The organism is Collinsella stercoris DSM 13279 (assembly GCF_020735465.1).
In the GTDB taxonomy this organism is placed as follows: domain Bacteria; phylum Actinomycetota; class Coriobacteriia; order Coriobacteriales; family Coriobacteriaceae; genus Collinsella; species Collinsella stercoris.
Genome location: NZ_CP085935.1, coordinates 137,404 through 149,747, shown reverse-complemented (window position 1 = coordinate 149,747; position 12,344 = coordinate 137,404). Strand labels below are relative to the sequence as shown.

Annotated in this window: 11 protein-coding genes; 5 read left to right on the top strand and 6 right to left on the bottom strand. The window is 62.2% G+C overall.

Annotation, left to right across the window (positions count from 1 at the left end):
• Nucleotides 1-120 precede the first annotated feature (120 nt).
• Both LK434_RS00665 and LK434_RS00660 read left to right on the top strand, forming a co-directional pair.
• The gene (locus tag LK434_RS00665; RefSeq protein ID WP_006720969.1) at nucleotides 121-411 is read left to right on the top strand and encodes an autorepressor SdpR family transcription factor; all 291 of its coding nucleotides are present in this window, start codon (nucleotides 121-123) and stop codon (nucleotides 409-411) included.
• A complete protein-coding gene (locus tag LK434_RS00660; protein WP_227917768.1) occupies nucleotides 389-1,120 on the top strand; it encodes an SdpI family protein in 732 nt (243 codons plus the stop codon). The genes LK434_RS00665 and LK434_RS00660 overlap by 23 nt, the downstream gene beginning before the upstream one ends.
• Before the next feature lie 125 nt (nucleotides 1,121-1,245).
• Here the strand turns inward: LK434_RS00660 and LK434_RS00655 are convergent, their stop codons facing one another.
• The 5 genes from LK434_RS00655 to LK434_RS00635 all read right to left on the bottom strand — a co-directional run bounded on the left by LK434_RS00655 (nucleotide 1,246) and on the right by LK434_RS00635 (nucleotide 7,537).
• A complete protein-coding gene (locus tag LK434_RS00655) occupies nucleotides 1,246-1,551 on the bottom strand; it encodes a PTS sugar transporter subunit IIB (RefSeq protein WP_050754969.1) in 306 nt (101 codons plus the stop codon).
• 87 nt (nucleotides 1,552-1,638) lie between these two features.
• Nucleotides 1,639-3,291 (bottom strand): galactose/methyl galactoside ABC transporter permease MglC, encoded by a 1,653-nt coding sequence (locus tag LK434_RS00650; RefSeq protein ID WP_006720966.1) that lies wholly within the window; start codon nucleotides 3,289-3,291, stop codon nucleotides 1,639-1,641.
• Nucleotides 3,292-3,303: 12 nt separating this feature from the next.
• Nucleotides 3,304-4,812, bottom strand: coding sequence for a sugar ABC transporter ATP-binding protein (locus LK434_RS00645; RefSeq protein ID WP_006720965.1), 1,509 nt, complete (start codon nucleotides 4,810-4,812; stop codon nucleotides 3,304-3,306).
• Nucleotides 4,813-4,998: 186 nt separating this feature from the next.
• Complete coding sequence (locus tag LK434_RS00640) at nucleotides 4,999-6,279, bottom strand: substrate-binding domain-containing protein (RefSeq protein ID WP_006720964.1); 1,281 nt, start codon at nucleotides 6,277-6,279, stop codon at nucleotides 4,999-5,001.
• A gap of 226 nt (nucleotides 6,280-6,505) precedes the next feature.
• The gene (locus LK434_RS00635; protein ID WP_006720963.1) at nucleotides 6,506-7,537 is read right to left on the bottom strand and encodes a LacI family DNA-binding transcriptional regulator; all 1,032 of its coding nucleotides are present in this window, start codon (nucleotides 7,535-7,537) and stop codon (nucleotides 6,506-6,508) included.
• 196 nt (nucleotides 7,538-7,733) lie between these two features.
• Here LK434_RS00635 and LK434_RS00630 point away from each other — a divergent pair, with 196 nt between their 5' ends.
• The 3 genes from LK434_RS00630 to LK434_RS00620 are packed head-to-tail and all read left to right on the top strand — an operon-like array spanning nucleotide 7,734 to nucleotide 11,684.
• Complete coding sequence (locus LK434_RS00630) at nucleotides 7,734-8,810, top strand: aldose epimerase family protein (RefSeq protein ID WP_006720962.1); 1,077 nt, start codon at nucleotides 7,734-7,736, stop codon at nucleotides 8,808-8,810.
• A 52-nt stretch (nucleotides 8,811-8,862) separates the two neighbouring features.
• Complete coding sequence (locus LK434_RS00625; RefSeq protein WP_006720961.1) at nucleotides 8,863-10,077, top strand: galactokinase; 1,215 nt, start codon at nucleotides 8,863-8,865, stop codon at nucleotides 10,075-10,077.
• Complete coding sequence (locus LK434_RS00620; protein WP_006720960.1) at nucleotides 10,068-11,684, top strand: UDP-glucose--hexose-1-phosphate uridylyltransferase; 1,617 nt, start codon at nucleotides 10,068-10,070, stop codon at nucleotides 11,682-11,684. Before LK434_RS00625 ends, LK434_RS00620 begins: the two co-directional genes overlap by 10 nt.
• Before the next feature lie 133 nt (nucleotides 11,685-11,817).
• Here the strand turns inward: LK434_RS00620 and LK434_RS00615 are convergent, their stop codons facing one another.
• The gene (locus LK434_RS00615; protein ID WP_006720959.1) at nucleotides 11,818-12,324 is read right to left on the bottom strand and encodes an LURP-one-related/scramblase family protein; all 507 of its coding nucleotides are present in this window, start codon (nucleotides 12,322-12,324) and stop codon (nucleotides 11,818-11,820) included.
• Nucleotides 12,325-12,344 lie beyond the last annotated feature (20 nt).

Here is a 12,344-nt window from a genome sequence, read left to right as displayed (position 1 = left end):
TCCGCCTCACCCCAAGGAATGCACTTGACATTATTTAGATAGATATCTAATCTTCTAATATCAACCAAGTGAAAGGCCGTCCACCTAACGGGTGGATTGACCCCAAGGATTGGAGGATCGATGGGAGGAGAGGCGTTCAAGGCGCTTGCCGACCCCACACGTAGGCGCATCCTCGAGTTGCTGCGCGGCGGAAAACTAACTGCGGGCGAGATCGCCACCCATTTCGACATGACGAAACCGTCCCTCAGCCACCACCTGAACTCACTCAAGGCAGCAGGCCTGGTCGAGGCACGCAGAGATGGCCAGAACATCATCTACAGCCTCGACACGACGGTATTGCAGGATCTGATGAGTTGGTTCTACACGTTCACCGATAGGAGAGATTCCAATGAGCACCATGTCGAACGATAAAAGGGCGACCAAGCCCGGACACTCCACAAGCCCCCTGGGCCGCCGCACCCTCATTGCCTTGACGGCACTGTGCATCGTGAGCCTGCTGGGACATATCGCCCTGCTCCCCCACATGCCCGAGATGATTCCCACACACTGGGACGCAGCCGGAACCGTCGACGGATGGACGGGGCGCACCGCGATTGTGGCCCTCGATGCGCTGCCTCTGCTATTCCTCTTCATGTTCCACATCATCCCGCGCATGGATCCGCGCGGCCAGGCGTACGAGCGCATGGGGTTGTTCTACACCGGGTTCGTCATCCTGTTCACGATCTTCATCGTCGCCATGACGTGGAGCTCCGAACTCACCGTCTTCGGTATCTTGCCCGAATCGGACAGCCCCATCGGGCCAGCGACGAGCATCGCGGTGGGAGTGGGCCTCATGCTACTCGGCAATTACATGCCCAAGATCAAGCGCAGCTACACCTTTGGCGTAAGGACCCCATGGGCGCTGGATGACGATGACAACTGGCGCCTCACGCACCGCTTCTGCGGCATCGCGTGCGTATTGGCCGGAATTGCGGTCGTTGGCGCGGGCGCACTCTCGCTCCAGCACGGAGAGATCGCGTTCTGGGTTGTGATGGCCGCGGTCCTGGGTGCAGGAATCGTGACGTACCTCTACAGCTTCCTCGTGTATCGCAACGGGAACAGGCCGCTTCGCACACGCTAAGGCACCCCTTGCACTTTGCGCCCTCCACCCCTTTGCGCCCCAACTGATATAGACAAGACGGCGGTCCCGACAAACATCGGGGCCGCCGCCTCTTTCATCAGCTCATGTTTGCGCGTAGGCAGTGCCTATGCGTTTGACGCGAGCAGCTCGAGCGCCGCGTCGACGATTGCCGCGACATCGGCACGCGCGTACACATCTGGGTCGATGCTCGCCAACGGAACGTCGGAAGCCTCGCGAATGCCGCTCTGGGCGAATGCGACCTGGGGGCTCAGCAGAATCGCGTCGGCCTCCGACAACCGCTCGACCAACACGTTAATTGGAAGGGCCTCCACCTCGAGCGGAAGCTCGCGCTTCGAGACCTCGAGCTCGATCTTCTGAACGAGCAGACCGGTAGTGACACCAGACGTGCAGCAAATGAATACCTTCTTCATGACATTCTCCATAGGCTCATGAAGCGCCGATGCTCCGAGGGGCGATGGGAATCGCATCGATGGGGCACCGGCCCCGTAGTCGGTCAACTACTTCTTGCGAACGTACTTCAGGCAGTCGAGCGTGACGGCGATAAGGATGATGACGCCGGAGAACACGAACTGCAGGTTGGTGTCGATACCGAGAATCGTGAGCGCATAGGTGAGTGCAGTGAAGATCAGGACACCCACGGTGACGCCGGAGATCTTACCGATACCACCGGTGAAGGAGATGCCGCCGACGACGCACGCGGCGATCGCGTCCATCTCCCAGCCCTGGCCATACGCAGCGGAGCCGGAGCCGACCATGCGGATGCACTCCAGCCAGGAGCCGAAGCCGTACAGCACGCCGGCAAGCAGGAAGGCACCGATGGAGACCGCGAAGACGTTGATGCCAGAGACGGCAGCGGCCTCGGGGTTACCACCGACGGCGAACATGTTCTTACCGAAGGTGGTCTTGTTCCAGATAAACCAGACGATGGCAATGGCGGCAATAGCCCACAGGATGATCGTGGGGAAGCCGTTGATCTTAGGCGTCACCATGCTGGGGATCGTAGGATCGATCGCGCCGAACGAAACACCCTTGGTAGCGTAGGTTACCAAGCCGAAGATGACCAGCATGTTGGCCATGGTGGACACGAACCAGTGCATCTTGAACCGCGCGGTGAAGAAGCCGGCGATCGCCGAGAAGAACGTGCACAGCGCCACGCAGACGACGAGCGCCATGACGATGCGGCCCACCACCGGGATGCCGGAGAAGTCATATGCCACGCCGAAGATGGTACCGGTGTTGGGGCCCTGGTGCATGATGACCGTCGAGGCGACCATGCTCATACCCACCATACGACCGATGGACAGGTCGGTACCGGTCTGCAGGATGAGCCCCGCAACGCCGAGAGCCAAGAACATACGGGGCGATGCCTGCTGCAGAATGTTGAGCAGGTTCTGCGGCGTGAGTAGGTTGGTGCCCTTCACGATGGGCGCCGCCACGCACAGGCCCGCGAACACCAGCAGAATGGCGATGTAGAGGCCGTTGTTCAGCAGGAAGTCGTGTGCGTTGAACGTGTAGCGATAGGCTTCCCAGCGCTGGTCGAGCTTCTCGGCGAGCGTGAAGTGGCTCATACGGAGCAGGTCGATGAGGTGATAGCGATAGGCCGCGGCGTCGTGCTGGCGATCCTTGATGCGCTGCAGCTCAAGCTGGTAGGTCACCTTGGCATCGAACTGCTTGTTCTTGTAGACGTACTTCTCCTCCTTGGCCTCCTTGGCGTCGGAGGTTTTGGCCATCAGCTGCTTGTGCTCGGCCTCGAGCTCAGCTAGGTGCTTCTGGTACTTCTCCTTCGCCACGACGCGCTCGGCCGCGCAGCTCTCCTTGACCGGCGTGAGGTATTCCTTGTCGTAGTGGGCCTTGAGGTATGCCTCGCCGTCGGCGATCAGCGTTGCCACCTGCTGCTTGCGGGAGCTCTCGACCTGCTTGGCCGCGTCCATCTCCTTCTGCAGCGCGGCGATCCGCTGCTCGCGCTCCTGCTTGGTGAGCAGGCGGTCGCTCTTGATCGCGTCGATGCTCGACTGCAGCGACAGCACCTTGGTGGTGCCGCTCGAGCGAAGCTCATCGATCTTGCTCTGGATACCGCTCATGTAGGTATCGATTGGTTGCAGGAGGGCTGTCTCCCCCTCAACCGTCAGGATCTTAGGTGTAGTTGCCATAGCTCCCCCTCGCTAGAGATACTTAGCACTCAGACGCAGGAGCTCTTCCTGGTCCGTGCTCTTGGTGTCAACGATGCCGGACAGACGGCCGTTGGACATAACGCCGATACGGTTGGTGATGCCCAGGATCTCGGGCATCTCGGAGGAGACGACGATGACCGTCGTGCCCTTCTTCGCCATGTCGATGATCAACTCGTAGATCTCGTACTTGGCGCCGACGTCGATGCCGCGCGTGGGCTCGTCCATAAGGAAGACCTGCGGATAGCGCTCGAGCCACTTGCCGAAGATGACCTTTTGCTGGTTGCCGCCGGACAGGCTGGAAATGAGATCATCGGGCCCCATGCACTTCGTGTTCATGGTCTTGATCTCGCGGTTGGTGGCGCGCACCATCTTATCGTTCGACAGGGCGGGGCCGTTCTTGTACTGCTCGAGGTTCGCGATCGTGGTGTTGAACGTGAGGTCGCCCTTGAGGAAGAGGCCGTTGGCCTTGCGCTCCTCGGTGATGAGGGCGAAGCCGTGATCCATGGCATCGCGGGCGTTGCTGAAGTTCATGAGGTGGTCGCGGAAATACACACGGCCGGCAGCGCGGGTGCGAATGCCGAAGATGGTCTCAAGCAACTCGGTGCGGCCGGCGCCCACCAGGCCGTACAGACCGAAGATCTCGCCGCGGCGCACGTCGAAGGTGATGTCCTGCAGGTGCGGGTCGAACTTCGTGGACAGGTTCTGAATCTTCAGAATGGGCTCGCCCGGCACGTTGTCCACCGGCGGGAAGCGGTTGTCGAGCGAACGGCCGACCATGGCCGAGATGAGCTCGTTCATGTTCGTCTCGCTGGTGGGCTTCGTCATCACGAGGTTGCCGTCGCGCAGCACCGAGACCTCATCGCAGATCTCGAAGATCTCATCCATCTTGTGCGAGATGTAGATGAGGGAGATGCCCTGCTCGCGAAGCTTGCGCATCATCTGGAAGAGCTTCTCCACCTCCTGCGCCATAAGCGACGAAGTGGGCTCATCAAGAACGATGACCTTGGCGTTGTACGAGATAGCTTTGGCGATCTCGACCATCTGGCGCTGGGACACCGACATGGTGCGCATGGGCTGGGTGAGGTTAACGGTCATGCCCAGGCGGCGGAACAGGTCGTTGGCCTCCTTGCGCATACGCGCCTCGTCGACGACGCCCATCTTGTTGACGGGATAACGACCGAGGAACAAGTTGTCCACGACGTTGCGCTCTAGGCACTGGTTGAGCTCCTGGTGCACCATCGCGATACCGTTTTCCAGCGCGTCCTTAGGTCCGGAGAAGCTGATCTCGCGACCGTCGAGCGTGATGGTGCCCTCGTCTTTTTGATAGGTGCCGAACAGGCACTTCATCATGGTCGACTTGCCGGCGCCGTTCTCGCCCATCAAGCCCATGATGCTACCGCGGCGCAGATCGAGGTTGATGTGATCCAAAACGCGGTTGCGCCCGAACGTCTTGCTCATCCCCTTGATGGAGAGGACGATATCTTGCTGTGATTCTGTCATGTAATCCCTCCCGGTATCTCTCGAAAGCCCGCCTCTCCAAAGACGGGATGTGCCGAAGGAAAGAGGAAGGGCGCCGCCGTGAAAAGTAGCCACATGCACCGGCGCCCTCATAAATCAGGGGGAAGAAGCGCCGCCTCTTCCCCCATGAGTCGCTACGAAACCGTGTTTGCAGCGCGGGTCAACCGATTAGCCAAGCAAGGACGTGTACGAAGCGCCATTGTCGGTCTTGACCATGTTGATGGCGAAGCCGTCGAAGGAGCTGGGATCGGCGAGCTTGTTGGTGATGGAGGACTCGGACTGGCCGTCACCGCCAACGATCTCGAGGTCGAGGTTGAGGATGTCCTTGTACTTCTCGAGCAGGGGCTGATAGGTGGAGGACAGGAAATTGTCGGCGGAGTTGTAGATGGACAGCCAAATCTTCTTGGACGGGCTATCATCCTCGCTGAGCTGCTCCTGCGCGGTCTCGTACAGAGCGGTGGCGTCGACGAACTTGTCGGCGTTGTCGGCCGTTACGGCAAGGTTCATGGCGTAGTAGGAGCGCTCGTCCGCGCTGTACTTGAAGTCGTCGGCGGCGATCACGTTGCCAGCCTCGTCCTCCGTGCCAATGCCGGTGTCGATGTCGACGCCGTCGAGCACGTTGCGGATCAGGCGAAGGGTGAGGTAGGCCTGGACGGCAGGGTTCTGGGAAATCGTGCCGGCATAGCCCTCGGCGATTGCGGCGACGGCGTCGGAGTTGGCGTCATAACCGAAGGTGGGAACCTTGTTCTCCTTGGACCAGGCGTTGAACATGGCCATGCCCATGCCGTCGTTGTTGGAGACGACGACGTCGATCTGATCGCCGAAGGAGGAAGCCCAAGTGGAGATCGCGTTACCGGCGGTGGGGGCGTCCCACGTGGCGCCGGCGGTGGTCTTCATCTCCTGCGAGGCGAGCTCGCGGACGGTGTAGGTCTTACCGTCGACCTCGAGGGTGCCGTCCTTGACCACGGTAGCAGAGCCATCGGTGTTGGTGCCGGCGGCGTCGGACACGATGGCGCCGTCCTTCTCGACCGCGGTGCCCAGGGCCTTACGGCAACCACGGGTACGAGCGATGGAGTCGTTGTGACCCACGTCGCCGATGGCGAGGACGTAACCGATGATACCGTCGCCGTTGCGATCGATCTCGTCGATGTGGGCCTTGATGTAGTCGACGATCATGGTGCCCTCGAGCTCGCCGCCCTGGTTGGCGTCGAAGCCGACGTAGTAGGTGTTCTTGTTGTAGTTGAGCGCGGTCATGTCCAGCTCACCGGTGGAGCTGTTGGAAGGCTGGCGGTTGTAGAAGATGACCGGCTTGTCGGTGCCGGAGGCAGCGGGCTCGCTACCAGCGGGAGCCTCGGAGCCGCCACCGCAGCCAACGAGGGCACCGGCGCCCATGGCGCCCATGAGGCCCAGACCGCCGACCTGCAGGAACTGACGACGTGAAACTTGCATTGAAACGCTCCTTTCATGCGATGGGACATCGCATTGAACCACGCCATACGCTGGTTGCGCATGGCGACCCGGCGTCCCCTTCTCTTGGACACGCCGTGTCTCGTGCTTGTGGTAACGTTAACACCGCAAGGGCATACGCACCTCCCTTGCCCGTCTCATATCGCCAGAAGGTCTGTTTTTCTACGTGGACGGTATTTGGATACCGGAGGCGGAACCGTCGGCGCGCCTAGGGGCGAGGCGCCACTGTCGAACGACGCACCAGCTCACCGGGTATGCGCACCGCCTCTATGGGCGCATCGACCGAACCCATGGCATGTTCGAACACCAATCGGCCGCGTTCCCTCAAATCAAAGCGAACCGTCGTCAACTCCACATGGGGGATCATGCTCCTAAGCGAATCGTCGATGCCCACCACGCTCACATCCTCCGGGACGCGGCGCCCCGCCTCGCGCAGGGCCGCGATGACGCCAACCGCCATCTGGTCGTTCGCAGCGTACACGGCGGTCATGGTGCGATCGGCAGCAAGGGCGCGCCCGACTTCGTAGCCGCTGTCGGCCGTCCAGTCACCGCGCAGGGGCGCCACGGGCTCGATCCTGCGAGACGCGAGCGCATCACGCCATCCCGCCTCGCGAAATTTGCTGTCGATGGAAAAGGCAGGGCCACCCACGAAGCGAATCTGCTCGTGACCGTACTCGAATAGATGGTCCATCACGAGCTTGGAGCAACCGTAATGGTCGGAATCGACCGTCGTCACGCGCGGGTGCGCGCACATGGTCACGATGACGGTGTTCATACCCGGCTGAGGATCGAACGTCTCGAAATCGGGCGCCATGCGGCTCATGCCGATGATCATCGCGTCGACGGGCAGGGCGGCCATGCGACGCGAGGCGTCCTCCAGCGAGAAGGCAGACCTCTCATCCATCTCCACCATCGTCACCGCGCATCCCTGGGCGCATGCCGCCGCCAGGATGCCATCAAGCATGGTGAGGTTGCCCACCTGCGTGACATCGTATGCGCACAGGCCCACCGCGCGATAGCACCCCCCTCGCAGCGACCTGCCCGCGTAGTTGGGCCTGAACCCCAGCTCTCGCATCGCCTCAAGGACCATCGCCCGGGTCTTCTCGCTCACGTTCGGCGCCCCATTCACCACGCGGGATACGGTCTGCTGGGAGACCCCGGCGGCGGCGGCGACATCGGACATGGAGACGTTGCGCCCCGCGCGCTGCGTGGCGCCAAGGGCCACTTCCCGATCGACCATCAAATATCCTCCCATCAACGTGCACCCCCGTTCTCGGTGGATTCGTTCGACCGTTCACGCCGCGAAATCGACCAAATGGGGTATGTCGCGTGTTTTTTTATTTATGAGTACGTTAACATTGTTTTCGGCGCACTCATGCGTCTTTTTCGCGCTCACCCGCCGAAAACAGCGTCTTTCGTCTTGCAAGGAGGTCGGCATGATCGAAGCCGAACCGTTCGGCACCCTACCCACCGGGGAGGACGTGCACGTCTACACGCTACGAGTGGGGGAAGCCTCCGTATCGATCATGGATTTCGGAGCGACCATCTTGTCCGTCCGTGTTCCCGATGCCTCGGGGTCCATCGCGGACATTGTCCTCGGATTCGGCTCCATAGACGGCTATCTCGACAATCCCGCCTGTTATGGGGCGACCATCGGGCCCATCGCGAACCGCACCGACTGTGCCGAGGTCCCTTTGGGTGAAGCCCTGTACCACCTGCCCGCCAACGATGGCCCGGAACACGCCAACAACTTGCACTCCGACCTCGACGCCGGCCTGCACAAGCGCCTTTGGGAGGCGCGCGCGCTCGATGCCGACAACGCCCTGGCACTCACCTGCCACCTCGCCGACGGCGAGATCGGACTACCGGGTAATCGCACCTTCACCGTGACCTACCGGCTCTCTCTCGAAGACGACGGGTCCATCGCCCTCGAGGTATCGCATCAATGCGACACCGATGCCGAGACGGTCGTCAACATGACGAACCACAGCTACTTCAACCTGGCCGGGCACGACAGCGGGCAGGTCGACGACCAGCTCGTCCGCATCGACGCCAACTCGTACCTGCCCGTGCGCGAAGACAGCGTGTCTACCGGCGAGGTGCTCGACGTCACCGGAACTCCCTTCGATTTCCGCAAGATGCACCAGTTAGGCGAACTTATGGACCAAGTCGACGAACAGCTCCGCCGCGCGCGCGGATACGATCACTGCCTCTGCATCGACGGATTCGGACGCGGCGCGGCGCCGCGACACGCGCTTCACGCCGAGGACCCGACGAGTGGACGGACGCTCGACATCGCCATAACCGCTCCAGGCGCCCATCTCTACACCGGCAACTGGCTCGACGATGCGCAGGCGAAGGACGGGGCGTCGTACACGCCGCGCTGCGGCTTCGCCTTCGAGCCCGAGTATTATCCCGACGCGGTGCATCATCCCGCATGGGACCAGCCCGTCTGCACGCCAAACGCGCCCTATCGGGAGCACATCGTCTACCGCTTCTCGACCACCCGCTAATCACCGCAACACGCCACGATACGCGCGGCAAAACGGATAGGAGGATCAATCCATGACAACCATCACCCACACTCAGGCGCTCGGCAAGGCTCGCGAGCTGTACGAGGCAGAGTTCGGCCCCATCCCTGCCGACGCCCGCGTGCTCGCCATCCACGCACCCGGACGCTCGGAGATCTCGGGCAATCACACCGACCACGAGGGCGGGCATGTAATCGCCGGTGCACTCGACGTCTCGGTGGACGGCATCGCCGTGGCAAACGGCACCAATACGGTCCGCATCGCAGACGAGGGGTATCCCACGTTCAGCGTCGAGCTCGACGACCTTGACGTGCGCGAAGACGAGGTCGGCACCTCCGCCAGTCTCGTGCGTGGCATGGCCCATGAGATCGCCGCGCACGGTGGCATCCCGGTGGGCTTCGACTTCGCCTTCGTCTGCACCGTGCCCTCCGGCGGCGGCCTGTCCAGCTCCGCGGCGGTCGAGGCGGCATACGGACGGGCCATGGAGGCCCTCTGGGATGCGCCCGCGGTCGATCCCGTCACGCTGGCACAAATGAGCCAGCGCACCGAGAACAACTACTACGGCAAGCCGTGCGGCCTCATGGACCAGACAGCCGTGTGCCTGGGCGGGCTCTCATTCATGGACTTCGAGAACGCCCGACCCGCCACCGAAAAACTCGCCCTCACCTTCGAGGACTACGGCTACTCCCTCGTTTTGGTGAAAGTCGGCGCGGACCACACCGACCTCACCCATGAGTACGCCGCCACCCCCGCTGAGATGCAGGCGGTCGCCGCGGAGCTCGGCCATACGCGCCTGTGCGAGACCGACCCCGCCGATTTCGATGCCGCCGTGCCGGCACTCCGCGAGAAGCTCGGGGATCGCGCCGTGCTGCGCGCCATTCACTACTGGTACGAGAACGACCTCGTTGACAAACGCTGGGCAGCCCTGAAGGACGGGGACATCGACGCCTTCCTCGCCTACACGCGCCAGTCGGGCGCAAGCTCTGCCATGTACCTGCAAAACGTCTCCCCCTCCGGCGTTGACGTGCGCGAGCAGCACGCCATGCTCGCCCTGGGCCTGGCAGAGCACATCCTGAACGGACGCGGCGCAGTGCGTATTCACGGCGGCGGGTTCGGCGGCTCCATCCAGTGCTTCGTCCCTGTCGAGCTGACCGCCGAGTTCTGCCAGCGCATGGATGCATGGCTGGGAGAGGGCTCCTGCCGCACCTACGCCATCACCGAGGACGGTGCTTCCGCAACATGGCTGTAACCGACGCCCCCACATGCGACGAGCGCGACCAGGTGAGGTGTGCGCTCGAGCAGACGACTCTTTACGCGATCGACTGCGGCACCATCGATGCACAGGATCGCCGCTGGGCATACAACGAGCTCCTCGACGCCATGGGAGCCGAAGGACCTGCGCCGGGCACGGCCTGGGAAGCGGGAACCGAAACGTTCGATGAGGACTCTTTCGACTTGGATGACGCGCTCGCCGTGCTGTCCGAGGTCGCCGTGGCCAACGGAAGGTTCGAGGACAGTGCGGGCGGGCGAGACCGCGCTTCGATGGCAATCATGGGGCGGCTCACTCCGCGTCCCTCCGACATCGCCCGCTCATTCGAAGACCTTCGCCGGGAAAAGGGGGCGTTGGACGCCACCGATTGGTTCTACCGCCTGTGCTGCGACGTCGGATACGTGCGCCGCTCGGCGATCGCCCGCAATATCGAATGGACCTCTCCGACACGGTGGGGTGAACTCGAGATCACCATCAACCTTTCCAAGCCCGAGAAGGACCCGCGCGACATCGCTGCCGCCCTCACGCGCGCTGACGACGCAGAGCCCTATCCCGCCTGCCAGCTGTGCATGTCCAACGAGGGATACGCAGGACGGGCGGCGGCAAGCCCACAGGGTGCACATCCGGCGCGTCAAAATCTCCGTATTGTCCCCATCGAGCTCGGAAATGAGACGTGGGGGCTCCAATACAGCCCCTACGCGTATTTCAACGAGCACTGCATCGCGATGAGCCAAGAGCACCGTCCCATGCACGTGGACCGTGAGAACATCGCACGCCTGCTGGACTTCGTCGATACGCTGCCCCACTACTTCGTGGGGTCCAACGCCGATCTTCCCATCGTGGGCGGATCGATCCTCACGCACGATCACTTCCAAGGCGGGCGCCACGTGTTCCCCATGATGCGGGCGCAGGTCGAACGCACATTCACCATGCCGGGATTCGATGATGTCCGCGGCGAGGTGCTCCAGTGGCCCATGAGCGTCTTGCGGCTCTCATGCGAATCGCGCGACCGCGTGCTCGATGCCGCCGCCCACGTCTTGGAGGTGTGGCGCGGTCACGCGGACGCGTCATGCGGTATCGTGCCACACGATCCAGATGGGACGCCTCACAACACGGTAACGCCCGTCGCCACGAGGGAAAACGGGAACTACACGCTCTACCTCGCGCTGCGTTGCAACATCGCCACCGACGAGCATCCCCTTGGCGTGTTTCATCCCCACGCGGACAAACATCACATCAAGAAGGAAAACATCGGCCTCATCGAGGTCATGGGCTTGGCGATTCTGCCTCCGCGCTTGGTTGACGAGCTCGCATGCGTCGAGGACACGTTGTTGGCGGCGCGGGCAACTAACGAGGATGAAGCGACGCTCCTCATGCACCTTGAGGCCAACGATCGCACCGCCCCGCATGCCGAATGGGCGACCGAGGTGGCGCGACGTCATCCGGACCTCACGCACGAGAACGCTCAGCGCATCCTGCGCGACGAGGTCGCCGCAGTGTTTGCGGGCGTACTTGAAGACGCCGGTGTATTCAAGTGGAACGACACGGGCCGCGCCGGATTGCAGCGCTTCATCAGCACGCTCTAGGAAATAGCGGACATCACATCGTCTTTACATGCATTGAGCGGGCACGTCTTGAACGTGTCCGCTCATTTGTTCTAGCCTCACTCGGTCACTACGCGACGTTAGCCCGGTTCACACACACCCGTACAAGAACCAGTTACATCGCGTTCGTCGGTGCATCCGCCGCCATGATGCTGCGCGCGACGATGCACATGACCATCAGTTCATCCATGCGCTCTGAGATCTTCACGTTCAGCTCGTATGTGTCATTTCGCTCCATGGGGACTTGCCTCGCCTCCACGTAGACCCTGCCGCCCGTGTCACGCACCTCGAAGCGGTTCGTCCAACCGCGCGTCATCACGACCCGCCAATCCGCGCCCTCGACGGTGAGGTAGCTCTCGACCGTACTGGCAGGCGTGCGGAACTTGCGCTTGATATCGAACGTGTGCCCATCAGCCATGACGATGTGATGCGCACGGTCCTTGGCGTCAAGGCGTGCGGTCGTGATTGTGGCAAGCTCGCGGTACTCGGCATCTTTGAGGCGCGTGAGGCGCGGCGAGGAGAGCGGGTCGGTGTCCGCACAATAGACGACCTCCTCATCTGTCGTGCTCACCTCCACCTCGCTGTGAACGCTCAAGAGCTTCGCCTTGATCCGCAGCTTCATGGCGTACCCCTTCCATACCA

Bases quoted from the DNA above. Each gene is read 5' to 3' on its own strand.
- LK434_RS00665 (WP_006720969.1), top strand. From the start codon at position 121: ATGGGAGGAGAGGCGTTCAAGGCGCTTGCCGACCCCACACGTAGGCGC.
- LK434_RS00660 (WP_227917768.1), top strand. From the start codon at position 389: ATGAGCACCATGTCGAACGATAAAAGGGCGACCAAGCCCGGACACTCC.
- LK434_RS00655 (WP_050754969.1), bottom strand. From the start codon at position 1,551: ATGAAGAAGGTATTCATTTGCTGCACGTCTGGTGTCACTACCGGTCTG.
- LK434_RS00650 (WP_006720966.1), bottom strand. From the start codon at position 3,291: ATGGCAACTACACCTAAGATCCTGACGGTTGAGGGGGAGACAGCCCTC.
- LK434_RS00645 (WP_006720965.1), bottom strand. From the start codon at position 4,812: ATGACAGAATCACAGCAAGATATCGTCCTCTCCATCAAGGGGATGAGC.
- LK434_RS00640 (WP_006720964.1), bottom strand. From the start codon at position 6,279: ATGCAAGTTTCACGTCGTCAGTTCCTGCAGGTCGGCGGTCTGGGCCTC.
- LK434_RS00635 (WP_006720963.1), bottom strand. From the start codon at position 7,537: ATGGTCGATCGGGAAGTGGCCCTTGGCGCCACGCAGCGCGCGGGGCGC.
- LK434_RS00630 (WP_006720962.1), top strand. From the start codon at position 7,734: ATGATCGAAGCCGAACCGTTCGGCACCCTACCCACCGGGGAGGACGTG.
- LK434_RS00625 (WP_006720961.1), top strand. From the start codon at position 8,863: ATGACAACCATCACCCACACTCAGGCGCTCGGCAAGGCTCGCGAGCTG.
- LK434_RS00620 (WP_006720960.1), top strand. From the start codon at position 10,068: ATGGCTGTAACCGACGCCCCCACATGCGACGAGCGCGACCAGGTGAGG.
- LK434_RS00615 (WP_006720959.1), bottom strand. From the start codon at position 12,324: ATGAAGCTGCGGATCAAGGCGAAGCTCTTGAGCGTTCACAGCGAGGTG.